Genomic DNA, 23,850 nt, shown 5'->3' on the forward strand with positions numbered 1-23,850 from the left:
AAGATTTAATAATATGAAAATTATAAAGAATTTGGGAATTCCTAAAGTAAAAGCATTGGGGTTGGGAAATGCCATTATAGATGAAAAATCAGTAAATAATGAAAATGATAAATATTTTGTCGGAGCCAATTGGTCATCAAGAAATGTGAAATTTGGGCAGTTTGTAACACTAAATATTTCATTACATTCTTTTCAAAAGAATAGCAAAATGACTATTTTTCTGTATGAAAAAAATACAGTTCAAGATAGATTATTAGATTCGAAAACACTTCAGATAAATAGTAATAGATTCTCAGTAAAGTTTTTGATAAAAGAAGATTATATGGATTTATTATATGAATGGGGAGAAGATAAAAAACTTGAATTTTATTGTAAAATAGATTATTTAAATTCAACAATCTATCATGAATATAAAAATCCACTAATTGTCAAGTTTGATTTAAAAACAATAGACGGATGTAAACCTGTGATTAATTTTCCCTATTCTAAAGACGATGTAAGCGAAGATAACTTCCCATATACAAGTAATGTTTTTAAAACAATCTCAGAAATTTCAGATTTAATTAAAGTTTATTCTCAGTTATACAAAGTTCCTGAGATTGCAGTTGCAGGTGCGATTGCTGATGAATACAATTCGAGAAAAGGGTGGAGAAAATCTGTAGATTGGTTTCAAGACGATGTTCTGATTAACTGGATGCCAAACTTCGCAATTGAGTTTGACACGTTTATAAACTCTAATAAAAAGTTGTTAAATTCCACAAAACATGATTTAGGGATTGGTAATATCAAACTTGAAACGGCTAAAGAATTATATAATCTGTATCCACAAACTTTTAAAAAGAAAAACTGGGATTATACTGATTTGGTTGACTATATCAGGTCTGATAACGGAACAGTGCATTTAGCTACTTTGGTAATAAAAAAAGCAAAAAGTTTATTTGATAGTCATATAAAACAGTTTACTCAGGAAAAACAAGAGGCAATATTAGTAACCTACTATAAACAAGGCGACTCTTATTATAAAAAATTTATTGAAAAACTAAAGAAAAATCCAAACCATCAAATAGGTTCTGGAGAAGGATGTAGAGTTTGTATGCAGAGAGATAGAATAAAAAGGGCATTAGATAAGAAATTATAAGATTAATTTTATAACTTTAGTCAAATTAATTTTATGGAAATAACAATTTTTATTTTGTTGATAATTCTCTTTGGGAATATATATTTTTTTATTAAAAAAAGTCGTGTTAAGGTTATCAATTTTAATTTAATTTTATTTGTAATATTTCTTATTATTTCTGTAATAGTTGTGTTCTTTCAAGGAAAACAAAAAATTATGGATGCAATAATTGGTAGCTTACTTTTTCCAATCTTTTTTTTAATACAAATCTTAACAAATTTTATTATTATAAAATACAATTTGACAAATAAGTATATCCTTTATATTCTATATTTTATTCTTATTTCAGGTTTTTTTTCCTTTATATACGGTATTATTTTGACTGGATTTTTGTAAGTATACTTTTTACAAATTTAAATGACACATGTTTCTGCCGGCAATAAGTTGCTTTGTAGTAAAGATGAAAAAAACGCAATACCCGGAGTACACTTTGAAAAATAATTAAAAATAAAAAAATTAATCTTTTACTTACTAATCGTTGGCTTGATGTTATCATGCAAAAAAAAGAATGAATTTAAAGAAAATAGTAATAATACAAAAATTGTAAATCAGACCAATGAGCATATAACCGAGAGGGATTCTGTGAATGGCAATGAATATGTTTACTATTTTAAAACAGAAAAAAATAATTCTTCTAATGTTGAATATAAAAGATTAGATTCTTTAATAATTTTAAAGAAAGGTAAAAAATATGTATTAAACCTTATTGATAAAAATATTTCTACTGGTGTTATAGAAGGTGGAGTTTATTCTAATCTTGATTATAATTTTGATGGTGTAAATGATATCATGCTATATCCTCATATAACAAGTCATTCGGTTTATAATAAAAATTATATCGCTGATTTTTTTATTTTCAATAAAGAAAATCAAAAATATGAAAACATAGCGGAATTAGATACCATCGCTAATTTGGACGTTTGTAAAGAAGGAAGATATTTAGTTTCAAATGACGGTGTTTTTTTGAGAAAATATATATGGAAGGGAAAAAATCTTGAATTAGTAAAAACAATTAAAGAAAGTCAGGCTGAAAATGAAAATAATGATATCCAGTGTAAATAAAATGTACATGCAAATTCATTTATTTTTAAGAAAATAATTAAACTATAATGTTAGTTCGGTATTTTAAATACCGAACTTTTTTATATAAAAACGCTTATCTAGTTTTTAAATATTTTAGATATGAAAGCACCTCTTAAAACTGTTTTGGTAATTTTAGGGGTAATTGTATACTCTTGTAATGATAAAAAGGTTCAAAATAAAGAGATCACTTCAAATATTTATGATACTCTTGAATCTCCTTCACCCGAACCAGAATACTTAAATGATCAGAAAAAATATATACTACTAAGTATAACTAATATTAATGTTCAAGATATTAATCCTGTATTTTTAGAACTATTAAGAGACAAAAAAATATAAGAACTGAAAATTTATATACAAATAAATCTTTTATTAATGGATCTGTAAGAAACATTTACAATTTATACTACAAAGGAAATTTCTTATAAGAGCAGGAGAATATAAAAATGAAGGGGATTTGATGATATATGATTTTATTTACGACGATAATAATCAATATCAAATTACTGGTGCTAATTTGAAGAATGAATTAGAAAAATTAAATATCGATAATAATTATGAATATTTTGATTATTTTAAAGGAAATGGCTTTGTTTATTTTCTTGATAAAATCAATAATAAAATCACAGTTGTTAGTTTTTCGGAGGTAAGTGGAAATCAAGAATATGAAATCATGAAAAAATTTGCGGATGAACATAAAAGTGAATTTGATGAGATAATTTTTGCAAATGCGACAAGTATGGAAACGCTAAAAATATAGTTAAGCTAAAATATTCACAAAATAAAAGTATTCAAAAAAGATTCTATCACAAAGATAGATATGTGAAAGTTTACTTTGCACATAAATACAAAATTTCAAAGAAAATAAGAATAATTATTTTTATATCAATCTTATTTGGTTTATTCAGTCCTTATCAAAAAAGCCCATATTCTATGATAAAAATGGATCTACTTTATAAGGATAAACAAGCTAATATTTACTTAATAGGCAAGATAGATGTAGCAAGTGAAAAGAATCCACAAGATAATAAAACAGTCTATCTAGATAATGTTCTTTATAAAGATAAAGTTATAAAGCTAAAACAATTAGTGAATGTTGCAACATTTCACCAAATAGGAACTCGCGATAAAAAGGATGTTTTTGTAAAAGGTATTTTTGAAGATAAAAAATATAAATATATTTTTTGAAATCATCCCGCTTCATCACCTAATATAAAAGTAACATGTCCGGTCCTAAAAATCCGATACAGATTATAGGTCAAAAATAATTAATTAAACTAAAGTAAAAACGTTTTTGCTTTGGTTTTTTGTTTTGTAAGTTTTCATTTGCAATGTTTGTTGTTCGTGCATTTGGTTTGGAGTCAGGTAATGGTTGGAAAAGTGAGGACGCAATTCGTTGTAAATCTCTATTGATTCATCCACTATTTTTCTTCTCAACGGTGTTTTAAGATCATATTTATCAATATCAAATTCTTGTTTTAAAATCCCATTAATCCTTTCTGCCACCACATTCTCATAAGGATCTGAGTTTTGCGTCATACTGCATTTGATATGATTCCTTTCCAATAGTCTTTGATATTCATTCGAGCAATATTGCAGACCCCGGTCAGAATGATGTATCAGCGATTCTAAATTCACTTTTTTATTTCTCAAAGCTTTCTTTAAGGCGATTAAACTACTTTCCGTATTCAAATTGTCTGCTACGTGATGTCCTACGATTTTCTTGGAATAAGCATCTGTTATCAGACTTAGATAACTGGGATTTGCCCTGTTTCCAATATAGGTAATGTCTGCAACCCAAACTTGATTCGGTTTGTTGATTTGGTAATCCAATATCATATTTTTATGCTTTCTGAAGCGATGATGCGAGTTGGTCGTGACGTGATAACTTCTCTTGGGAACAATCAGTAAATGATTGGCCCGTAAAATGTCGAAGAATTTGTCTCTGCCAATATTCAGTAATTTCAAAGATTCTTTTAACATAAAATACAATTTCTTACCACCAATTTTTGGCTGCATCATACGCTTTTCCTCCACCAATGCGACAACTTGCTGAGCTTTGCTAATACGCATGGTGCTTCGTTTCAAACTTCGATAATAGACTTGTCTATCCAATCCGGACAATCCACAGGTGAAAATCAGAGTTTCTCTTTCTGTTCTGCGGAAGTTGCTGATTGTTCGGATGCGGAGTTTTTTCGTATATCAATCTGATATTCATTCTCTGCAAGGTCGATCATCATATCGAAGAAAATTGCCTTTTTATCGGCAATGTAGGCTTGTCTTTCAAGTAATGCTTTTTGTTTTTCGAGCAATTTTACTTCAGCCTCAAGTTCCATAATTCTTTGTTCAGGAGTTTTTTGCATAGCATTTGGTGTTTGATTGTCCCAATCAAAGTTACCATATTTTCTGAGCCAGCTCACAACGGTGGAGCGGGATTGTATCGCATATTTCTTACGACATTCGGTAATTCCTAATTTACCTATTTCAATTTCTTTCACAATTTGAAGTTTAAAACTCAAACTGTAATCTTTCTGCGTGCGCTTTACGTAGAGCGTTTCTAAGGGTTCCTTCATAACGATTGTTTTTTTTTGTATCGCTATTTCAGGACTAGACAATATTTTATTGCCTTTTGTAAGTCTACAGGGTTATTATATTTACTGATGATCCCCTGCATAGCTTTCACTTGGGCATTGAGTTCTTCAATATTTTTAACCTGTTTACCACCTATGTTGATATCAAGATCCTTCCTATCAGCAAGATTAGTTCTCTCAAAAGAAAAAGGATCGTTGTAAAAATCCATCAGCAATTTCTTTCTCTGAGCTTCATTTATTTTTACTGCTTTATTCCCAAAATTTGACTCTAAAAAATCATTCATATCAACATTTTTGATAAGCTTCTCATTTTTTACCAGCTTGTAAATGAAATTATTTTTATCATCATAAATTTCAAAAACTAAACCGGGTAATCCCGTAAACTTATAAGGACCTTCATTTAAAGGAACATCGGTGCTGAACCATGCAATCCAGTGTCGTCCGCCAAAGTCTGCTGTAGCTCGTTGAACAATATAATCATTGAACTTTTTTGTCTCCTTATCGATCTCCCAATGAATAGGATCTGTCGTACTATATGTGTAATAGTCAAATTTGATATTAAGAAAGTTTTCATTAGTAGGCGAACCGGTTTTTCTCTTCACTATCTGACCTGTCATATCAATATGCTTCGATTCGATATTACCGAATTTTTTATTAATGGAGTCTGAAATTAGAAGATCTCTACCGTAGAATTTGGTTTCATTTTTACCAATATCCAAAATCATGTGATATTTCTGATAGTCATGATCTGTCGAGTCCATTTTCAGACGCAACTCGTAAATATATCGATTCGTTTGAGCTTGAAAAAAAATTCCAAATAATAAAGCTAATAGAATAATTACCTTAAAATATCTATTGGGTCTACCCAATTTACTTTTCTTTAATTTGAAACTATATGTCATCGTATTTACTTTATTATTAATCGTTTTTTGAGATTCTTTTAGTTTTTAGAAAATTGGATATCGTCAAAATTGTTTGACAGCTTGTTCTCATCAAAAATAAAAACTTAATTATTCGGTTCAATAAAATAATGGTAACTATTTCTATTGTATAGATATCCATTCGATATTTTGATTTTTAAGCCATTCTTGAAATTTAAGGATAACTTACTTTTGATAGAGCGTAGCCAAATTTTAAATACAGCTTAATTAAGCAAAAAAGCTTTAATTCAAAATATTGACGGCTAGGAAATTAGGATTAAATAATTTCTTATTACGTTTGCCTTTTGCTCATAAACTTTATCATCATTCAATAATACTTCTGAAATAACCCTTGGAGTCCATTATTGAATCAGTTGGATTGAATTTAATTTGCAATTCGATTTTCCCAAAAACACTATCTCCTCTTTTATATTCAGATTTATCTAACGTTAATTTTTGTTTTATAATAGTGTACCTCTCAGATTTGCCAAAACCAGATAAACTTTCGTCATCAGAGTAAGATTCAGCTGATGTGTAAAAGAAATTTCTGTATTTTAATACACTTATATTAACTCCTGAAAATCCATCTCCACTATTAAAAATCAGAGAATAAATATTTTCAGTTGTCAGACTTTTATTGATGTTTAAGTTGAAAGATACCGTGTCATCTTTTTTTTCAAAAATTTCAAAATCTGTTCGTACTTTTGCAGAATCAAATATGATAAAAGCATGGTCAAAAACTTTGGAATTAAGATTATTTATTCCCTTTGATTTTCCAATATTTTCATCAATATTTACCTTATTCCATTTTGAAAAAAAATAGACAATTCCAAGAATTGAAACAGCTAAAATTATCAGGAATGTATATTTTAAATTTTTCTTCAACGTTTTTGTTCGGATTTTTATGTTTTAAGAGATAATATGCAAATTTACGCATTACTATAATAAAAGCATACGAGTACACGTATATTCTAAACGATTGATGAATACAACGATTAAGAGTGAAGAAAAATGTTCTGAAAGTTTCCAAATTAATTTTTTCTGAATTGACGAATATTTTGTTTTATAGTAAAAACAACCGGGAAAAAAATTTTAGAATTATTTTGATAAAAATAACCGATCATCATTGTTACTAATGCTGGTAAAAAAAGTATGAATCCCTCATTACCAAGATAGTGATCTATCAATAAACCAGCAGAAAGCAGGATCCAGCCCGATAGAAAATAATAATTTGCAAAGTGGAAATACGGATTTTCAGGATTTTTTTTGCGGTAAGGGATTACTAAAAAGCTAACATGTGCAAGAATGGCGCCGGTCAAAATATCGATTACATGATGCTGATAAGTGGTCAACGTTGAAATTCCTACCAAGATAAGATTGATCATTAAAAAAATCCGCCACTTTGAAATATCTCTGAAGATTGACCAGAATATGAAAGCAAATGCAATATGCAACGACGGCGATTGGTTGAATGGTGAATCAAAAATTTTTAAAAATAAGAAAGGTAGATTTAGAATTTCATTGGAAACTTCAGGCTTTGTAAACGAAAATTGTAAAGGTGTTGTAATAAATGCTATGCCGGCTGTAATCATGACAAATAGCATTCTCCACGTCAGAATTTTTAACTGATATTTATTTTTACATAAGAAAAACACTATACAGAAAAAAATCCCGCTTGCCATGTAAGGAATGATTGACAAAGGCACAAATGGAATACTTTCTTCGAAGTCAAAAGTGAATGATGGTAAATCATCTAAAGAAGAAGCATACAAGGTTGCTAAATTGTAAACAATCATGAATACAATGGTACAGAGAGTCAATGCAAACGCCTGCTGTCGGATTTTCAATTTCTTTTCAGTCATTTACTTACTTTTACATATGATATCAAAAAAAAAGACGATCAATTGGTATAGTATTATCTTTTTAAGGTAAATCGATTAGTCTTTTGTTTTTCAATTGTCTTGCCAATACTTCATAATCTTGTTAAGATCTAATCATAAAATTCCCAATTAAGTCATATTTTAATGGAGTTGGTTTCAGATTTGATTATTTACCAGTTGTTAGCGAAGCGCTCGTGATTTTGAAAGGCAATTTCAAACAAGCACCTTATAAATTTCTTGCAGATTTATATAATGTTTAAGTTTTAAAAGCAAGCCGCGATTCTTTAGTACAATTGTGAAAATTTAAATATTTAGATGTGAATACAATTTCATTTGAAAAAGATGTTCCTCAGGAAACAATCGCAAAAAATGCAGAAAATTTAAAAATAGCACAGCTCAATCTTTCAGATTTCAACAAAAGAATGAATAAAGACTATGATCTCATTTGTAGGTTTACCAATGAGCATCCTCGTTTCTTTTTAAAACAGGAATTAAGATATCCTGAAAATACAAACACGATAGCAAGCCAAATTAACTGGCTCCTCCTGTGGAAGAGGGAAATTAATGACAGAAGCTACTTTAAAATCTTTTTTAATGATATTGAAAGAGAATTTGAAAAAATTAATCATTATAATTCACCATATATTAAAAAGAATGATCTATACTATAAAATAGTTGAAGATTTTAAAAAGAAATATACAGATTATGCACCGTTAGGATTTTTAAATAAAGATGATGAAAATTATATAAAAGAAGAAATTTATAAAAAATTCTTACAGCGTATCATTTAAACTTTAAGTTTTTGAATTAAACTTATAGCTCTTTCCCATTTTGAAAATATTTCAATCGGTTTTGGGTAGTCCGAGATATCAAATTCCCAAGGAATCAAAACTTCAATGTCATTTTTATCTCTTAACTCAGGAATCCATTCCCGGATAAAATCCTGCGCCTTATACTTATTCGACTGATGGATGGGATTGGTGTAGTAAATTTCAAAAGCCTGCATATGCCAGTTCATCCAGTTTGAACTCACATCATAGTCGATCAATCTGCTCTCAAAGTATGCTGCTCCCCACGTCCAGTCAATATTCAAATCATGCACGAAATAACTTGCACAATTTACACGACCACGATTGCTCATGTATCCGGTTGCGTTTAACTGCCTCATATGTGCATCTACAAAAGGAATTCCTGTTGTCCCTTCGCACCATTTCCTGAAATTTTTCTTATTATTTTTAAAAGAAATGCTTTTATTTTTATAACCTTTTGTTTTAAAAATTTTATTGCCGAATTTCATTCCTTTGAAGGTAAAATAATCCCTCCATACCAACTCAAAAACAAGCCACCAAGTGCTTTGATTCTTTTTAATTTTGTTCTCGTATTTTTTTACCTGTTCAAAGATTTCCCTTGGAGAAATACAGCCTAAAGCAAGGTAGGGAGATAATTTCGAACTGTAATCCAATCCTTGTGATTGGTTCCTCGACCAACGGTATCCTGTTAAAAGTTCAGATTTAAAGGTATAATATTGAAGTCTTTGTAATGCTTTAGTTTCTCCGCCCTCCAGAAGTGGTTGTGCCGCATCATATTCTTTTTTTGAAAAACCAAACTTTTTATAAGATGGAAATTTGGTACTTTTTACATTTTTTACGCTCTTTAATTTCGCAGGTGCTTTAATCGTTTTTCTAGGTTCCGACTCTTTTGCTGCCGGAATTCTGTAGGCTTTACTTGATAAAGGAATTTTTGAAATAGAAAAGGGAATATCCTCTTTGTGATACAGCGTTTTTCCCCAATAAAAATGAAAATTTACTGAAGGCAAAATCTTTTGGATTTTTTTAATAAGATCGACCTCTTCGCTCGCATATTCTTCCTCGGCATAAATATCTGAAATATTATATTTTTCTACCAATTCGGGCAGAAATTCAGCAGCTGAATCTGAGCCTATCAACAAATGACCATCCAATTTTTCTAGACGGTTCTGCAGATCTATTACAGACTGCTCCAAAAATTTAAAACGGTTGATATCACACTTTCTAAATCCCAGATCAAGTTTTTGGAAATTGTTCTTTTCGATTGCATAGCAGAAAATTAATTCATCACAATCCTTAATTGCTTCGGTCAACGCTTCATTATCATGGAGCCTCAGATCATTTTTAAACCAGACTAATCCTGTTTTCATAGTTGTTTTTTCTTTATGATAACAAATTCAAAGCCTTTTAATTCATAAACCGGTATTAATATGATAAGTTTCTAGTCATTTAGTTCCCATTGTCAGTTTGGAAAAAATTGATAAAATCCAGATACTTTACTCTAAAATTCTGGAAGACATAGCTTGTTTTTAAGATGTAAATCTTACGCTGACGGAACAGAATTCAGGAATGATGTTCGATAAAGAAGATTTAATAGAAAGGGTATAAGATATTTAAAGTTCATCACATTATTTGAACTTTAGGAGTTTGTATAATTCGTCTCTTATGATTGCCCCCCCAATTTCCTAACATAGAAACCAAATCTTTTAACGTCTGCGCATAGTATTTGCTAAAAATTTAGTTTATATAACTGATTGCACTTCGGATACGTTTACATTTTTTGTAATTGTATATTGTTCGTTCAGTTATATTTACGACATTATACCTTTATAGAAGTAGAAAATCTAAATTTAAGTACTATGGTCATTTTTTTTCTTAGATTTATATGTAACCTTTTTAAGTAATAGTCTAGCTAAAATCCCACTTATACTACCAACGACAAGACTTGCTAGAATCTGTAAATTCTCAGAAATTTTAATACGTTCGGGCATTTTGTAAATTTGGTGTTTATTGTATAATTTGATTTACAAAATTACGTAAAGGCAATTAATACTTCACCTTTTAACACATAATTTTATAGAATACTTTTAGCCATAAATGTGATTATTTTTAAATCATCTGACCTTAGAAGTTTTTTGCCAGCCTTTAACAGTACTGACTACCGATTCACCTTTGACGCTTATTATAGAGTGATTATGACAGAAACCTGAATCCAAATATTTCATCAATAATCATTTGGAATAAATCATTTAGTCAAAGTTTAGATAAAGATTAAAAAAGATTAAAGATATAGTAATAGTAAAAAAAAATTTAAAAAGTTTATAATTTCTCGGAAAGCATTACTAGGACTGATTGTGAGTTGTTTCTCATTATCAAAGTAATTCAATAGCTTTTTTACATTATTTTAAATATCTTAGATAACTTATCAAAAAAATTTCATAAAATGCAAGTTATCAATCATATTTACCTCGACAACAATGCCACTACAAAGACCGACCCAAGAGTTCTAGAGGCGATGCTTCCCTACTTTACAGAAGTTTACGCCAACGCCAACAGTTCGCATATTGAAGGACTTTCTGTAAAAGATGCAGTGGAAAATGCAGCATGGCAAATTGCAGATTTGATCGGTGCACAGGAGAATGAGATTGTTTTCACATCAGGCGCAACCGAGGCTTTAAATCTAGCCATTAAAGGACTTGCCCATTCATCCAGGAAGAAAATTATCACTTTTAAGACAGAGCATAAGGCTGTTCTCGATACCTGTGAATATATGGAAACTCAGGGATTTCATGTGGATTATCTTGATGTTGAGTCTGATGGAAGTATCAACATTGAAAATCTCAAAAATTCCGTTAACGAAGAAACACTTCTCGTGATTGTGATGATGTCTAATAATGAAACAGGTACTGTTCACGATATTAAAGCAATTTCAGAAATAGCACATGCAAACGGTGCATTTTTACTGTGCGATACAACTCAGGCCATTGGAAAAATAGACATTGATGCCGAAGATTTAGGAATTGATATGCTTACCATTTCTGCACATAAATTTTATGGTCCGAAAGGAATTGGTGCACTGTACGTTTCAAACAAAGCAAGAATTAAACTTTCCGGACAGATTCACGGTGGTGGGCAGCAGAGAAATCTGAGAAGCGGAACTTTGAATGTGCCTGGGATTATCGGTCTTGGAAAAGCCTGTGAAATTGCAAAATCTGAAATGCAGAATGATGAAACGAGAATTTCCCAACTTCGTGATTACCTTGAAACAGAATTATTAAAAATTGATGGAACATTTGTGAATGGCTCGGTTATTAACCGAATCTACAATACGACAAATATCTGTTTGCCGGGCGTGTGGTCTGAGCAGTTGATTATCGCGTTGGGAAATATTTCAGTTTCCAGCGGATCGGCCTGTTCATCGGTTACCTCGAAGCCATCCCATGTCTTGAAAGCACTTGGACTGTCGGATGAAGATGCTTTAAGTTCTATCCGTTTCAGTCTTGGAAGATTTACCACTTCGGAGGAAATCGATTTTACGATTAGAAAAGTAACCGAACTTGTTCATCAGTTAAGAGCATAAAAATCCCACCGGTTGCAGTGGGATTGAATTTTTTATATAAAGATGATTTACAGAAGTCTGTCAAAATGAATCGGTAAATCGTAAATTCTTTTTCCTGTTGCGTGAAAAATAGCGTTGGTAATCGCAGGAGGCATTCCTACTCCACCAATTTCTCCTACGCCTTTTACCCCGAGATCATTCACAAACTGATCATTTTCTTCCACAAACAAAACTTCAAGATCATGAATATCTGCATGCACAGGAATATGGTATTCGCCTAAGTTTGCATTCATATATTTTCCAAACTGATGGTCAAGAATTGTTTCTTCGTGCAAAGCCTTGCTGATTCCCCAGATCATTCCGCCCAAAACCTGACTTTCCGCTGTTTTGGGATTGATAATTTTTCCGGCTGCAACGGCTGTTACCGCTCTTTTCACTTCAATCATTCCAAGTTCTTCATCCACTTCCACCTCCACAAATACAGCACTGTGCACTGCTCTAGCTTTTTTACCGTAAGTCAGCGGATTAGGCATCGCAGAATTGGTTGTTTTCACTGACTTTCCCTCAGTGGAAGCTAAAACATCCTTGATACTGATTTTAGTTTCAGCATTATTCTTTAAACTGATCCATCCATTTCTGAACTGAACCTCTTTAAATTTAGCATCACTTAAAACTGAATCTTTTAGTTTTCTAGCGAGCTTAAATAGCTTTTCATTCAGAGCCTGGCAGGCATTCTGTACTGCAGGACCCACTGTTGCCGTTGTAAAAGATCCACCCTGAATCGGTGCAAAAGGCATCTTACTGTCTGCATGGGAGAACGTTATATCTTCTATTGGAAGTCCAAGTTCATCTGCTGCGATTTGGGTCATAATAGTTAAAGTTCCTGTTCCGATATCGGTAACCGCACTTTTAATTTCAACCTTTCCATCCGGAGTAATAATGGCTTCAGCTCGGCCTAAAAGTCTGTTGGCATCCCACATTCCTGTGGCCATTCCATATCCAACAAGTTTGTTGCCACGCTTCATGCTTCTGGGTTCGGGATTTCTCTGGTTCCAACCAAATTTTTCGGCTCCCTGCAGATAACAGTTTCTCAGTTCTTTGCTCGAAAATTCCTTATCGCTGCTCTTGTCGGTTTCTGAGTAGTTGATCAGTCTCAGTTCCACAGGATCAATATTTAACTGGTAAGCAATTTCATCCATGGTGACCTCTATGGCGTGCATTCCGGTACTTCCGCCCGGCGCTCTCATATCCAAAGGACTATAAACGTCCAGCGGAACAATTTCGTGTTCCAGTAAAGTATTTTCAGCGGGATACAGCATGTTTGCCCAATTGACTACAATTTCGACATAATCTTCAAATCTTGAAGTTTCGCCCGTGGCTTTGTGGTAAATAGCATTGACTTTTCCATCTTTATCTGCTCCGAATTTTGTCTGCTGCAAAGTCGGTGGTCTGTGCCCGATCATGTACATCTGTGCGCGATCCAAAGTGATGCGGACGTTTCTTTTTAAAGCCAAAGATGCCATGACAGCCATGAAAAGCTGATGCTGAGGACGGAGACCTGAACCGAAACCGCCACCCACAAAAGGGGCAATTACCTGAACATTTTTCATTTTCAGCCCGAAAACATTTGCAACGTACATCTGGGAATTGATCGTTCCCTGTGTCTTATCGTAAATCTTCAGTTTATCTTTTCCTTCATAAATAACAGTAGATGCATACATTTCCATCGGATTGTGGTGCTCTGTGCCGTGACTGAAATGGCTGTCTGTTTTAATAAAAGAATTTTCATACTCCTGATCAAAATCACCGGTCGGTTTTGGAGGTGGCGGTTTAAGCATTGAAGCCAGTCCTTTTTTAGGATCACGGGATTTTTCAAGATTGGTCTTTAAATCGGTTTCAAAATCTTCCTGTTCGTAGACGATGTCGAGTTTTGTGGCTGCATATCTGGCCAGTTCAAAAGTATCTGCAACCACCAGCGCAATAGGCTGACCGTTGTATTTGATATCGTTATCTTTAAGTAGCTTAAAAACAGTTCCTGGAGGCGCATCCATATCGGCATACTGAAAATCAAACCAAGCCGTTGAAGGTTTGTTTTCATGGGTGAAAACTTCAATCACACCAGCTATTTTTTTGACTTCCGAAGTATCGATTGACTTGATTTTACCTTTTGTGACCGTACTGTTGACTACATAACCGTACAGTAAATCGTCAGCCTGATATTCTCCGGCGTATTTTGCACTTCCGGTTACTTTTAAATGACCTTCGAGACGGCTGATTGGTTTTCCGACAGATGGTGTATTTTCCATAAATAATTGTATTTGAAAGTGATGTTTATAAAGATGGTTTTGCGCCGGGACGCTGTGATTTTGGGTCTAATGCCATCATGCAGTTTCTTACAATTGCTTTTTTAGCAAGATCAATTTTAAAACTGTTATGTTCAAAACCAACTGCACCATTCAAAATTATATCGGCTGCAACAGAAAAATTTTCTCTTGTCGCTTCTCTGTCAACTAAAAAATCTTCTGCTTCTTTTACACGCCAAGGCTTATGAGCAACACCGCCTAAAGCAATTCTGGCTTCTTTAATTTTCCCGTTTTCCAAGGTTAAACCTGTCGCAACGGATACCAAAGCAAAAGAATAGGAAGCTCTGTCCCTTAGTTTTAAATAAGAATAATTTTCAGCAAAGCCTTTTTCGGGAAGCTCAATTCCTGTAATGAGTTCGCCATTTTTAAGATTGTTATCAAACTCTGGTGTATCGCCAGGAAGTCTGTGGAAATCGGCAAATTCCAATGTGCGTTCTCCGTCAGGTCCTGAAATGTGAACGACCGCATCCAAAGCGGCAAGCGCTACACACATATCGGAAGGAAAAACAGCGATACAGTTTGCGCTGTGTCCCAAAATCGCATGAATTCTGTTGTAACCGGTAATTGCGGAACATCCCGAACCCGGTTCACGCTTATTGCACGGAGTATTGACATCGTAAAAATAATAGCATCTTGTTCTTTGCAGTAAATTACCACCATTGGTCGCCATATTTCTGATCTGCGCCGACGCTCCAGCTAAAATTGCTTTTGACAACAGTGGATATTTTTGTTCAATAACGGGATGATATGCGGTTTCCGCATTGGTAAGCAACGCACCGATACTAATTCCTCCTTCCGGAATTTCGGTAATATCACTCAGTCCGGAAATTTGGTTGATGTCAACTAAAGTATCTGCCTGAGTGACGAAATATTTCATCAGATCTACAATATTGGTACCGCCGGCAATGACTTTATAGCCATCATGACCGTTGATCAAAGAAACTGCATCTTCAACGTCAGTGGCTTTTGTATAAGAAAAATTATTCATGGGACATCATTTGTTTTACTGACATTACAGCATTAATAATTCCTCTGTTGGCACCACAGCGGCAGAGATTTCCGCTCATCAGGTCCTGAACTTCTTCACGTGTTTCGGCTTTATTTTCGTTGAGCAATCCAACCGCACTGCAGATTTGTCCCGGTGTACAGTACCCGCACTGAAAGGCATCGTGATCAATAAAAGCCTGTTGGATGGGATGTAATTTTCCGTTTTCTGCAATTCCTTCGATAGTTTTTATTTCTGTGCCTTCCTTCATAACAGCGAGACTGAGACAGCTTAAAACACGTTTCCCGTCTACTAAAACGGTACAAGCGCCACACTGTCCGTGGTCACAGCCTTTTTTTGTTCCGGTAAGATGAATTCTTTCCCGTAGAGCATCGAGAAGGGAAACCCAAGGCAGAATTTCCAGATGATGATTTTCACCATTCACATTAAGCGTAATGGATTGTTTTTCACTATTTAACATAAATTTGAGCTTTGGTATAGTGAACGTATTACAAAAAAAGAACCGTTATGTCTGCATAACGGCTCATGTGGTAGTATTAAAGCTAATTTATAATCGATGTACTTAAGACCGAATTTTGATTAAAATTAAATGAGATTTAATGAATCTGATTATCATTCAACTGAAAAACATGAAGAACCTGTGGGAAAAGTGCTTCCATGGATTCTTTAACCCCTTTTTTGGAGCCGGGCAAGGTGAGGACAAGCGTCTTACCTGAAAATCCTGCAACACCTCTGGAAAGCATCGCGGTTTTTATTCTCAGCTGACCGTAATTTCTTGCAGTCTCCATAATTCCGGGAATTTCTCGGTCGATTAATGGAGCAATTGCTTCGGGAGTGACATCTCTGGCTGAAAGTCCGGTTCCGCCAGTGAAAATGACCAAATCAAAATTATCTTCTTTACAATTGATCAAAGTGGATTGGATGGTATTAAAATCATCTTCAATGATCTGATAGTTGACATCAGTGATCTGATATTTTTCTAAGCCTGCACAAATTGCTTTTCCTGAAGTATCTTCTTTATGGCCACGGAATGCTGAGTCTGAGCAAACGATCACCGCAGCTTTTACATCTGAATTTATAAATTTATTGCTGTCAGATTTACCGCCTTGTTTTTCCAACAGACGGATGTTCTGAATTTCTACGTGTTTGTCAATCGGTTTCAGCATATCATACATCACCAGTGCGGCCACTGATGCGCCGTGCATCGCCTCCACTTCCACTCCGGTTTTATAAATGGTATGTACTTCCACGGAAATAATCACCGACAAATCTTCTATTTTAAAAGTAACCGATGTAAATTCAACGGGTAGCGGATGACAATCGGGAATGACGTCACTTGTTTTTTTAACCGCAAACAATGCTGACGCACGCGAAAACTCAAAAATATCTCCTTTCGGAACGGTGCGGTTTTCTATTGCCGAAATGGTTTCTGCTGAAGAAGTTTTGACTGTTGCTGTCGCAATCGCCTTCCGCAACGTGAATGATTTATGTGTAATATCAACCATATTATTTATTTACTTTCCACTGGTGGGATTCGTCATTAAAAATTTCTCTTCCCCAAATCTGAAGCTCCGATTTGATACGTTCTACTAGTTCATTACAGGCTTCCATTGCTGCAATTCTGTGCTTTGAAGAGGTAAAAACAAAAAGACAGATTTCTCCTGCACTCACGGTTCCCAAACTGTGATGAACGTGCATGCAGGTCAGATCATATTTCAAAAAAATATCTTCTCTGATTTCGTGCATTTTCTCCAGGACCATTTCCTCGTAGGCTGTGTATTCAATTGCTGCTACAGTTTTGCCGTCGACCACATCTTCTCTGATCTGACCCAGAAAAATACTGTGCGCCCCAATGTCTTTTTTCGTCGCATGTTTTGCAATGCTTTCAGAAATAAAAAGCGGACTGATCGCTCCCTGTGTAAATATATTTTTAATTGCTCTGCTCATTTTTTCTTTCCTGTAATGCTGTAATTCCACCTTTAAGATGGCTTATTTTTTTCTGATTTCCGAAATGTTCCAGTAAAATCCCGGCTGCTTTCAGACTTCTTTTTCCGCTTTGACAGAACAAAAGAATGTTGTCTTTCTCAATTTCCGACACTCTGCTTTTTAATTGCGAAAGGGGAATTGGAATATGTTCAAAATCTGCTTTCGGGTGTTCATCAATTTCCCTTACATCGATGGTTACTGTGTTTTCGTTGAAAGTTTGTTGAATAAAATCTTCAGAACTTAAATCCTCAATATTCATTTCAAAAACTCCACAAAGAAAGTCATAATTCGTTTCCTCAAAAGCTTTTCTATTCTCAGGAATTAAATTTATGGCTGAATTTTGATTTGAAATATCCACAATGAAAGTTTCATAACTGAGCATATTAAAAGTCAATAATCTGCCATCCAAAACTTCACCAACACCTGTAATTAATTTGATCACCTCGTTTGCCTGCATCATTCCGATCATTCCTGGAAGTACACCCAGAACACCGACATCATTGCAGTTCTGCACTTCATCCGGTTTGGGAGGATTTGGAAAAAGATGTCTGTAGTTGACCGTTTTATTATTTTTTAAATTTAAATTAAAAACAGCCACCTGACCTTCATATTTATAAATCGCTCCGAAAATCAAAGGCTTATCTAAAAGTACACAGGCATCATTGATCAGATAACGTGTGGCAAAATTATCGGTGCAGTCGACAATAATTTCATACTCTGAAATAAGATCCCAGGCATTTTCTGAAGTCAGCTCAAGCTGATAAGATTTAATGTTTATTTCGGGATTTAACTGTTTTAATTTTAAAGAAGCAACATCAGTTTTCATTTTACCAACGTCATCTGTAGAATAAAGCGTCTGTCGCTGAAGATTGCTCAGTGAAATGCGGTCATGATCAACAATTCCTAAGATTCCAACGCCTGCAGCAGCGAGATACTGGAGAACCGGACAACCTAAACCACCTGCACCGATGACAAGAACTTTTGCCTGCAGAAGTTTTTGCTGACCTTCAAAACCGAAGTCAGACAAAGCGTAATGCCGGGCGTATCTTTCATTGTAATTTTCCATATTAACCTCCCGAATAAGGCGGCATCAAAGCCACAACATCATTTTGATTTAAGATGATATTTTCCTGCACCAATTTTTTATTGACCGCGAAAGCAAATTTCCTGTCTGAAAGTTCGGGAAATTTTTGAATTAAAAACAACTTCAACGAATCTAAATCTGCTGCTTCCATCATGAATTCTTTTCCCGTAATTTCTGCGATCTGTCCAAATGAGATGACTTTTATTTCCATAATTATTTTACCTGTTGAATTACAATTTTCGACAGATTCTTTACATATCTTCTTCCCGTTGCTTTATCTGTCGGAGTTACCAGCATAATGTTTTCTTTCAGTTTAGAAGCGTCAGATCCATTCAGTTCTGTTAAGATGAGCACCAGATCTCCGTTTCCGCTGTTGAAAATTTCATTCCATGAGAAAACTACTTTATAGCCGTCATCGGCAATGCAGACCAGATAAAATTCACTTAACAGTTTTGGAGAATCGGTTTTGAACTCCACTTTCGACAAAACATCTTTAAGCAGAACACCGTTCAATTTTTTAAGAGTGCTTTTGTAATCCATTTTGTGATTATAAATAGCCAGACTGTCGACCGAATGTTTCTGATAATTTATAAGATCATTAAAACTGATCGATATCGGCCTGGCAATGTCTCCGGTTACCGAAATCGATTTGGCAGCCTGAGCATTGAGTGTCAAACTGAAAAATAAAATAAGAATTGAAAGAATCTTCATGGTTAAGCTTTTGTGAGTAATAATTTGTACGATGCCATCAGCAAAACGGTCGCCAATACATATTTTAAAACATTATGATTGAACTTTTTTGAACCTAAATAAGCACCCAGTAAACCTCCTGTAAAAGCAACAATAATGTACATCATCATATCACCAGTGAAAGAAATTCCCTGCGTGACCATTCCTCCAAGTCCTGCCACTGAATTGACGAAGATAAACGCCGCGCTGATTGCTGCGGTCTGTTTCTGATTGGTCCAGTGCAACAAAAGTAAGATCGGAGAAAGAATAATACCGCCACCGATGCCGATCATTCCTGAAAGTAAACCTACCACTCCGCCCGTTACGACTGCAATTGTCGTGTTGTGAGGTTTCAGTTCGCTGTCGTCTACATTTTTAAAAAAGAAAAAGCGAATCACCGGAAATAAAAGTAAAATTCCCAAAATCCGTTTGTAAATATTTTCTTCCACTGTGATCATTCCGCCAATAAATGCCATGGGAATTGAGGCCGCGGCAATGGGAATAAAAAGTTTTTTGGAAAAATATCCACCACGGTAATACTGAATGAAAGACGTTAAGGAAACAAAAAGATTAAGCACCAAAGCGGTCGGTTTCATCTCTTCCGGAGCCACGCCGTAGAGAGCCATGAGTGCCAGATATCCGCTCGCACCACCGTGACCGACTGCGGCGTACAAAAAGGCAACAAAAAAAAGAATAACATAAAATATTTCTACAGACATAGGCGTGATGCGTTAGGATTTCTATTTTTTTATTTAAATTATTTTGGTAAAAGATGCACCGTAACTTCTTCATTTGCTGTGCATCCCAATGATTCTTCAGGCAGAACAATAAAACAGTTGGCCTGTGCAAAAGAATGCAGACGGAAAGATTCCTGAGCATGAAGCGGGGTTACCTTTCCATTGCTGTAAAATGCTTTCAGGAAATGCGTCAGTCCAGCTGGTTTAGGATAATGATGAGTTACGTTTGCTTTAATCTCGGTAACACCTGACGGCAGTCCCATCATTTTTTCGAGTGCCGGTAAAACATATTCGTAAAAGCAGGTTAACGATGAAGATGGATTTCCGGGTAGCCCGAAAACCAATTTGTTTTCTTTTGTTCCGAAGAAAAGCGGTTTGCCCGGTTTCTGTCTGATTTTATGAAATTTTTCTTCAACGCCACAGATATTAGCAACCTCAGTGACAAAATCATAATCTCCCACACTCACGCCGCCGTTCAGCAAAACAACATCACTGTTTTCGATTGCGCTTTCAAGTACTTTGTGCAATTCCTTAGGATCGTCTTCAGCTCTGAAGACTTCAATATTTTTAATTCCAGTTTGATTTAAAACTGCTTTCAACTGAAAAGAATTGGCTTCGTAGACCTGACCGAATACTAATAGATTTCCGGGATCCTGAAGTTCGTTTCCGGTAAGAATAATGGCAACTTTTGGAGGTGTATAAACAGAAACTTCAGCACAACCGATACCGGCAAGAAATCCGATGGCGGCGGCCGAGAGATAGGTTCCTTTTGTCATGGCGACCTCTCCTTTTTTAACTTCGGCACCTTTCGGACGGACGTTGAGTCCTTCAGAAAGATTTTCGTCTTCTATAATCAGCATTTCATTTTCCAGACGAATTTTTTCCTGCATCACCACAGTATCTGCGTTTTCAGGCAGCGGCGCTCCGGTAAAAATTCTGGTAGCTTCGTTCTCACCAATTGCCAATTGTTTGGATGCGCCTGCAGCCATTTCACCAATCACGGAAAGTGGCTGATTTTTATCTGAAAACTTCAGGGCATAACCATCCATTGACGACTGCGGAAAATTAGGGATGTCGGTTGAAGCAATTACATCTTCTGAAGTGACCAATCCAAAAGCTTCTGAAAGCGGAACGACACTGCTTTTTTTCTTTAATGCAGACTGCAGGATGATTTGTTTGGCTTCGTTGACGGAAATCATTTTCATTGAATCAGTTGTTGGTAATCGTTGTGGGTATCGATGTCGATAGCGCCTTTTTCAAAATTGATTTCAGCGATATCGTCTTTAAATTTTTGTAGCAGTTTTTTTGCACCTTCCTGACCGCAAAATTTTGAAAGTTCTGTAAAATATTTTTTAGTAAATAAAACCGGTGTTCCTAAAGTGTCTGCGTATTTTGAGGCAACAATTCCTTTTTGAGAATCTTGCTGCATCTGAATTAATTCAGAAAAAACCGATGCTTCGATAAAAGGCTGATCGCAAACTGAAACAATGCAGTTTTCAATGGCTGGAAATGAATTTAAAAGCTGATCAAATCCGATGTGAATTGAAGAGCCCATTCCTTCGTTCCATATTCTATTTTCTGTGATGATAAGTTTAAGATCATCAATTTCTCTGGAAATTTCAATTGAACTAGATCCTGTAACCACTACAACGAATTTTGTTATTTTGAGTGATTCTTCAGCAACATGTCGCAGGAGACTTTTTCCTTTAAAATCCAATAACTGTTTTGGCTCTCCGAGTCGTGAGGAATTTCCTGCCGCTAAAATGAGTATTCCTGTTTCCATCAACCGCCGATTGTAATCATACTTCTGTTTTCTAATTTTGATGCATCGATGTTTTCAAATACACCGCTGAACTGTCCGCCCAAAGCTTTGGCCTTGGCTTTCATCGTCTGCTCAATTAACGGTAAAATATCCTGACCATTTCTTAACGCTCCCAGTAAGTCAGTTTCATCCTTACTGAACAGACAGTTTTTTAATTTTCCGTCGGCGGTCAGCCTCATACGGTTGCAGGTATCACAAAAAGGCTGGCTCATTGTGCTGATTACGGCGAATGATCCAGTATGACCATCAATGATATATCGGCTTGAGGTATCGTTAGGCTCAGGTTCCAGAGGAATAACTTCATGTTTCGAACTTACTTTCAATAAAATTTCATGCAGCGTAAACACCTGATTGCTCGTCCACTGATTTCCGCTGAAAGGCATAAACTCAATGAACCGCACTTCAATATTATTGTGTTTCGTCAAAGCAATGAAATCAAGAATTTCATCATCATTTAAACCTTTCATGATGACAACATTGATTTTTACCCGATTGTTGTGCTTGAGGAGTAGATTGATATTGTTTCTGACACGGTGAAACAGATCGCGTCTTGTAATTTTTAAAAATTTTTCAGGCTGTAAAGTATCGAGGCTGATGTTGATGGCTTTGATATTGGCTTCCAGCAGTTCGTTTAACATCTCATCGACACGAATTCCATTAGTCGTAATTGCAAGTTCGATATCTAATTTGCCTAATGATTTTAAGATTTTCGGAGCGTCTTTTCTAACCAAAGGTTCGCCACCTGTCAGTCTGATTTTCTTCACTCCATGTTCTACGAAAAGCTTAGCTATGGTTTCAATTTCATCCACCTGCATCAGTTTTGCGGCGGGAGCAAAGGCATATTTTTCTTCCGGCATGCAGTAAAAACAACGCAGGTTGCAATTATCCGTAAGGGAAATCCTCAGATAATCATGCGCTCTTCCGAAAGTATCTGTAATCATGTGTTATGTATGTTTTGCCGCTGGCTGGCCGTGAATTTTATCAATTTTATAGCGAAGAGAAGTCCCTTTCCTGTCCTCGATCACTGCTTTAATTTCAGAAATAACAGACAAAGCAATTTCTTCCGACGTTTCTGCACCAATATCCAGACCAATCGGGCCGTAGATGCGCTGATAATCTCCGTCTGTGAGAATATTTCCATCCGCATGAAGGTCATCGAACATTCTCTGCAGTTTCGTTTTTGGCCCCAATATTCCAATGTACGGACAGTTTGTTTTTAAAACCAGCTTTAAAACTTCAAGATCATATTTATAATTGTGAGTCATCAGAACAAAATAAGTTCTGTTATCGATGACGATATTTTCTATTAATTCTTCAGGTTTTACAACCAAAACATTTTTCGCTTCTGGAAAACGCTTTTGAGTAGCGTGAGTCACTCTTCCCTCTCCCACAGTCACCTCCCAGCCCAAAATAGCAGCCATCTTAACCACAGGCTGAACGTCATTACCTGCGCCGGCAATCACCAGCGAAACGGGTGGAGCAATATATTGAAACAATGCGCTCTGATCTTTGTTTTCGACCTGAATATTTATGATTTGTGAAGATTTATTTTTTAAAGTATTTAAACTTTCATCTTCTAAAGAATATTGGTCATCAAAAAAAGTCTGGTTTTCCTGATAAAGATTGACCGTTCCGATTTGTTTTGCGTTTCTTTCCAAAGAAAACAACGTTGTAATGACTGATTCGGTGCGGTTTTCTTCAACTTTTTTCAGTAACTCCAATGGATTATGAGGATTATCAGAATCAATATATTCAAATAAAATATGCACAATTCCATTGCAGCCTAGTTGCACGCTGAACTCCAGAATACTTTCATCACTCGTATCGTAAGTGATCAGTTTATTCTGTTTCTGATTGATGGCAAGTAAAGCCTTTCTCAATGCATCACCCTCCAGACAACCTCCGCTGATGGCGCCGGTCAGAATTCCATCTTCGGTCACCACCATTCTGGCACCCGGCTGTCTGTAGGAAGATCCTTCCACTTTCACAACTGTTGCCAGCGCAGTTTTTTTTCCTGCAGCACGTGCCGTGTTGTAGGATGCTATAATATTACCGATTTCTGTCATTGGATTTAAATCAAACAGTTGTTATATCAAGTTTAAATAAT

The 23,850-nt window shown here is 35.0% G+C and carries 26 protein-coding genes; 7 read left to right on the plus strand and 19 right to left on the minus strand.

Translation table 11 applies throughout. From position 1 onward, the window contains the following. The first annotated feature begins 13 nt into the window (after window positions 1–13). From NZ698_RS07660 to NZ698_RS07680, 5 genes are all read left to right on the plus strand, one after another. Window positions 14–1,138, plus strand: coding sequence for a hypothetical protein (locus NZ698_RS07660; RefSeq protein WP_263002485.1), 1,125 nt, complete (start codon window positions 14–16; stop codon window positions 1,136–1,138). A 525-nt stretch (window positions 1,139–1,663) separates the two neighbouring features. Next, window positions 1,664–2,239: a hypothetical protein gene (locus tag NZ698_RS07665; RefSeq protein WP_263002486.1), complete on the plus strand. Its 576-nt coding sequence runs from the start codon at window positions 1,664–1,666 to the stop codon at window positions 2,237–2,239. A gap of 120 nt (window positions 2,240–2,359) precedes the next feature. Next, window positions 2,360–2,599, plus strand: a complete 240-nt coding sequence (locus NZ698_RS07670) for a hypothetical protein (RefSeq protein ID WP_263002487.1) — start codon at window positions 2,360–2,362, stop codon at window positions 2,597–2,599. 118 nt (window positions 2,600–2,717) lie between these two features. Then, complete coding sequence (locus tag NZ698_RS07675; RefSeq protein ID WP_263002488.1) at window positions 2,718–3,020, plus strand: hypothetical protein; 303 nt, start codon at window positions 2,718–2,720, stop codon at window positions 3,018–3,020. Window positions 3,021–3,082: 62 nt separating this feature from the next. After that, window positions 3,083–3,448 (plus strand): hypothetical protein, encoded by a 366-nt coding sequence (locus tag NZ698_RS07680; protein ID WP_263002489.1) that lies wholly within the window; start codon window positions 3,083–3,085, stop codon window positions 3,446–3,448. 84 nt (window positions 3,449–3,532) lie between these two features. Here NZ698_RS07680 and NZ698_RS07685 read toward each other — a convergent pair whose 3' ends face one another. The 5 genes from NZ698_RS07685 to NZ698_RS07705 form a co-directional block, all read right to left on the minus strand. Further along, on the minus strand, window positions 3,533–4,384 hold the full coding sequence (locus NZ698_RS07685; RefSeq protein WP_263002490.1) for an IS3 family transposase: 852 nt from the start codon (window positions 4,382–4,384) through the stop codon (window positions 3,533–3,535). Between the two features lie 14 nt (window positions 4,385–4,398). Next, a complete protein-coding gene (locus tag NZ698_RS07690; RefSeq protein WP_263002491.1) occupies window positions 4,399–4,833 on the minus strand; it encodes a hypothetical protein in 435 nt (144 codons plus the stop codon). Between the two features lie 23 nt (window positions 4,834–4,856). Beyond that, window positions 4,857–5,753 carry a GLPGLI family protein gene (locus tag NZ698_RS07695; RefSeq protein WP_263002492.1) on the minus strand — a complete coding sequence of 299 codons (897 nt, stop codon included), beginning with the start codon at window positions 5,751–5,753 and terminating at the stop codon, window positions 4,857–4,859. A gap of 342 nt (window positions 5,754–6,095) precedes the next feature. After that, the gene (locus tag NZ698_RS07700) at window positions 6,096–6,656 is read right to left on the minus strand and encodes a hypothetical protein (RefSeq protein ID WP_263002493.1); all 561 of its coding nucleotides are present in this window, start codon (window positions 6,654–6,656) and stop codon (window positions 6,096–6,098) included. Between the two features lie 146 nt (window positions 6,657–6,802). Beyond that, window positions 6,803–7,633 (minus strand): phosphatase PAP2 family protein, encoded by an 831-nt coding sequence (locus NZ698_RS07705; protein WP_263002494.1) that lies wholly within the window; start codon window positions 7,631–7,633, stop codon window positions 6,803–6,805. A gap of 335 nt (window positions 7,634–7,968) precedes the next feature. Between NZ698_RS07705 and NZ698_RS07710 the strand changes: the two genes are divergently transcribed. Next, window positions 7,969–8,442: a hypothetical protein gene (locus tag NZ698_RS07710; protein ID WP_263002495.1), complete on the plus strand. Its 474-nt coding sequence runs from the start codon at window positions 7,969–7,971 to the stop codon at window positions 8,440–8,442. Here NZ698_RS07710 and NZ698_RS07715 read toward each other — a convergent pair. Next, window positions 8,439–9,827 carry a DASH family cryptochrome gene (locus NZ698_RS07715; RefSeq protein ID WP_263002496.1) on the minus strand — a complete coding sequence of 463 codons (1,389 nt, stop codon included), beginning with the start codon at window positions 9,825–9,827 and terminating at the stop codon, window positions 8,439–8,441. The two genes, NZ698_RS07710 and NZ698_RS07715, sit on opposite strands and share 4 nt — an antisense overlap. A 1,073-nt stretch (window positions 9,828–10,900) precedes the next feature. Here NZ698_RS07715 and NZ698_RS07720 point away from each other — a divergent pair. Beyond that, the gene (locus NZ698_RS07720; protein WP_263002497.1) at window positions 10,901–12,037 is read left to right on the plus strand and encodes a cysteine desulfurase family protein; all 1,137 of its coding nucleotides are present in this window, start codon (window positions 10,901–10,903) and stop codon (window positions 12,035–12,037) included. Window positions 12,038–12,084: 47 nt separating this feature from the next. Here NZ698_RS07720 and NZ698_RS07725 read toward each other — a convergent pair whose 3' ends face one another. The 13 genes from NZ698_RS07725 to NZ698_RS07785 all read right to left on the minus strand — a co-directional run bounded on the left by NZ698_RS07725 (window position 12,085) and on the right by NZ698_RS07785 (window position 23,809). Next, window positions 12,085–14,322 (minus strand): xanthine dehydrogenase family protein molybdopterin-binding subunit, encoded by a 2,238-nt coding sequence (locus tag NZ698_RS07725; RefSeq protein ID WP_263002498.1) that lies wholly within the window; start codon window positions 14,320–14,322, stop codon window positions 12,085–12,087. A gap of 25 nt (window positions 14,323–14,347) precedes the next feature. Continuing rightward, a complete protein-coding gene (locus NZ698_RS07730; RefSeq protein WP_263002499.1) occupies window positions 14,348–15,367 on the minus strand; it encodes an FAD binding domain-containing protein in 1,020 nt (339 codons plus the stop codon). Further along, window positions 15,360–15,845, minus strand: a complete 486-nt coding sequence (locus tag NZ698_RS07735; RefSeq protein WP_263002500.1) for a (2Fe-2S)-binding protein — start codon at window positions 15,843–15,845, stop codon at window positions 15,360–15,362. The genes NZ698_RS07730 and NZ698_RS07735 overlap by 8 nt, the downstream gene beginning before the upstream one ends. 136 nt (window positions 15,846–15,981) lie before the next feature. Then, window positions 15,982–16,890, minus strand: a complete 909-nt coding sequence (moaCB, locus tag NZ698_RS07740; RefSeq protein ID WP_263002501.1) for a bifunctional molybdenum cofactor biosynthesis protein MoaC/MoaB — start codon at window positions 16,888–16,890, stop codon at window positions 15,982–15,984. 1 nt (window position 16,891) lies between these two features. After that, a complete protein-coding gene (locus NZ698_RS07745) occupies window positions 16,892–17,332 on the minus strand; it encodes a molybdenum cofactor biosynthesis protein MoaE (RefSeq protein WP_263002502.1) in 441 nt (146 codons plus the stop codon). Next, window positions 17,316–18,437 carry a HesA/MoeB/ThiF family protein gene (locus tag NZ698_RS07750; RefSeq protein WP_263002503.1) on the minus strand — a complete coding sequence of 374 codons (1,122 nt, stop codon included), beginning with the start codon at window positions 18,435–18,437 and terminating at the stop codon, window positions 17,316–17,318. Before NZ698_RS07750 ends, NZ698_RS07745 begins: the two co-directional genes overlap by 17 nt. Window position 18,438: 1 nt before the next feature. After that, a complete protein-coding gene (locus NZ698_RS07755) occupies window positions 18,439–18,666 on the minus strand; it encodes a MoaD/ThiS family protein (protein ID WP_263002504.1) in 228 nt (75 codons plus the stop codon). Between the two features lie 2 nt (window positions 18,667–18,668). After that, window positions 18,669–19,166 carry a molybdopterin-binding protein gene (locus NZ698_RS07760; protein ID WP_263002505.1) on the minus strand — a complete coding sequence of 166 codons (498 nt, stop codon included), beginning with the start codon at window positions 19,164–19,166 and terminating at the stop codon, window positions 18,669–18,671. 2 nt (window positions 19,167–19,168) lie between these two features. After that, a complete protein-coding gene (locus tag NZ698_RS07765) occupies window positions 19,169–19,903 on the minus strand; it encodes a sulfite exporter TauE/SafE family protein (RefSeq protein ID WP_263002506.1) in 735 nt (244 codons plus the stop codon). Window positions 19,904–19,941: 38 nt separating this feature from the next. Further along, window positions 19,942–21,126: a molybdopterin molybdotransferase MoeA gene (locus NZ698_RS07770; protein WP_263002507.1), complete on the minus strand. Its 1,185-nt coding sequence runs from the start codon at window positions 21,124–21,126 to the stop codon at window positions 19,942–19,944. Then, window positions 21,123–21,704, minus strand: a complete 582-nt coding sequence (locus NZ698_RS07775) for a nucleotidyltransferase family protein (RefSeq protein ID WP_263002508.1) — start codon at window positions 21,702–21,704, stop codon at window positions 21,123–21,125. The genes NZ698_RS07770 and NZ698_RS07775 overlap by 4 nt, the downstream gene beginning before the upstream one ends. Beyond that, window positions 21,704–22,684 carry a GTP 3',8-cyclase MoaA gene (gene moaA, locus NZ698_RS07780; protein ID WP_263002509.1) on the minus strand — a complete coding sequence of 327 codons (981 nt, stop codon included), beginning with the start codon at window positions 22,682–22,684 and terminating at the stop codon, window positions 21,704–21,706. Before moaA ends, NZ698_RS07775 begins: the two co-directional genes overlap by 1 nt. Before the next feature lie 3 nt (window positions 22,685–22,687). After that, on the minus strand, window positions 22,688–23,809 hold the full coding sequence (locus NZ698_RS07785; RefSeq protein ID WP_263002510.1) for an XdhC family protein: 1,122 nt from the start codon (window positions 23,807–23,809) through the stop codon (window positions 22,688–22,690). Window positions 23,810–23,850: the final 41 nt, after the last annotated feature.

Origin of the sequence: Chryseobacterium edaphi (genome assembly GCF_025628985.1) — a bacterium.
In the GTDB taxonomy this organism is placed as follows: domain Bacteria; phylum Bacteroidota; class Bacteroidia; order Flavobacteriales; family Weeksellaceae; genus Chryseobacterium; species Chryseobacterium edaphi.

What these genes read in the sequence shown, in the direction of transcription:
- NZ698_RS07660 (WP_263002485.1), top strand. Translation starts at nt 14, where the DNA reads ATGAAAATTATAAAGAATTTGGGAATTCCTAAAGTAAAAGCATTGGGG.
- NZ698_RS07665 (WP_263002486.1), top strand. Translation starts at nt 1,664, where the DNA reads ATGTTATCATGCAAAAAAAAGAATGAATTTAAAGAAAATAGTAATAAT.
- NZ698_RS07670 (WP_263002487.1), top strand. Translation starts at nt 2,360, where the DNA reads ATGAAAGCACCTCTTAAAACTGTTTTGGTAATTTTAGGGGTAATTGTA.
- NZ698_RS07690 (WP_263002491.1), bottom strand. Translation starts at nt 4,833, where the DNA reads ATGAAGGAACCCTTAGAAACGCTCTACGTAAAGCGCACGCAGAAAGAT.
- NZ698_RS07695 (WP_263002492.1), bottom strand. Translation starts at nt 5,753, where the DNA reads ATGACATATAGTTTCAAATTAAAGAAAAGTAAATTGGGTAGACCCAAT.
- NZ698_RS07705 (WP_263002494.1), bottom strand. Translation starts at nt 7,633, where the DNA reads ATGACTGAAAAGAAATTGAAAATCCGACAGCAGGCGTTTGCATTGACT.
- NZ698_RS07715 (WP_263002496.1), bottom strand. Translation starts at nt 9,827, where the DNA reads ATGAAAACAGGATTAGTCTGGTTTAAAAATGATCTGAGGCTCCATGAT.
- NZ698_RS07720 (WP_263002497.1), top strand. Translation starts at nt 10,901, where the DNA reads ATGCAAGTTATCAATCATATTTACCTCGACAACAATGCCACTACAAAG.
- NZ698_RS07725 (WP_263002498.1), bottom strand. Translation starts at nt 14,322, where the DNA reads ATGGAAAATACACCATCTGTCGGAAAACCAATCAGCCGTCTCGAAGGT.
- NZ698_RS07730 (WP_263002499.1), bottom strand. Translation starts at nt 15,367, where the DNA reads ATGAATAATTTTTCTTATACAAAAGCCACTGACGTTGAAGATGCAGTT.
- NZ698_RS07735 (WP_263002500.1), bottom strand. Translation starts at nt 15,845, where the DNA reads ATGTTAAATAGTGAAAAACAATCCATTACGCTTAATGTGAATGGTGAA.
- moaCB (WP_263002501.1), bottom strand. Translation starts at nt 16,890, where the DNA reads ATGGTTGATATTACACATAAATCATTCACGTTGCGGAAGGCGATTGCG.
- NZ698_RS07745 (WP_263002502.1), bottom strand. Translation starts at nt 17,332, where the DNA reads ATGAGCAGAGCAATTAAAAATATATTTACACAGGGAGCGATCAGTCCG.
- NZ698_RS07750 (WP_263002503.1), bottom strand. Translation starts at nt 18,437, where the DNA reads ATGGAAAATTACAATGAAAGATACGCCCGGCATTACGCTTTGTCTGAC.
- NZ698_RS07755 (WP_263002504.1), bottom strand. Translation starts at nt 18,666, where the DNA reads ATGGAAATAAAAGTCATCTCATTTGGACAGATCGCAGAAATTACGGGA.
- NZ698_RS07760 (WP_263002505.1), bottom strand. Translation starts at nt 19,166, where the DNA reads ATGAAGATTCTTTCAATTCTTATTTTATTTTTCAGTTTGACACTCAAT.
- NZ698_RS07765 (WP_263002506.1), bottom strand. Translation starts at nt 19,903, where the DNA reads ATGTCTGTAGAAATATTTTATGTTATTCTTTTTTTTGTTGCCTTTTTG.
- NZ698_RS07770 (WP_263002507.1), bottom strand. Translation starts at nt 21,126, where the DNA reads ATGAAAATGATTTCCGTCAACGAAGCCAAACAAATCATCCTGCAGTCT.
- NZ698_RS07775 (WP_263002508.1), bottom strand. Translation starts at nt 21,704, where the DNA reads ATGGAAACAGGAATACTCATTTTAGCGGCAGGAAATTCCTCACGACTC.
- moaA (WP_263002509.1), bottom strand. Translation starts at nt 22,684, where the DNA reads ATGATTACAGATACTTTCGGAAGAGCGCATGATTATCTGAGGATTTCC.
- NZ698_RS07785 (WP_263002510.1), bottom strand. Translation starts at nt 23,809, where the DNA reads ATGACAGAAATCGGTAATATTATAGCATCCTACAACACGGCACGTGCT.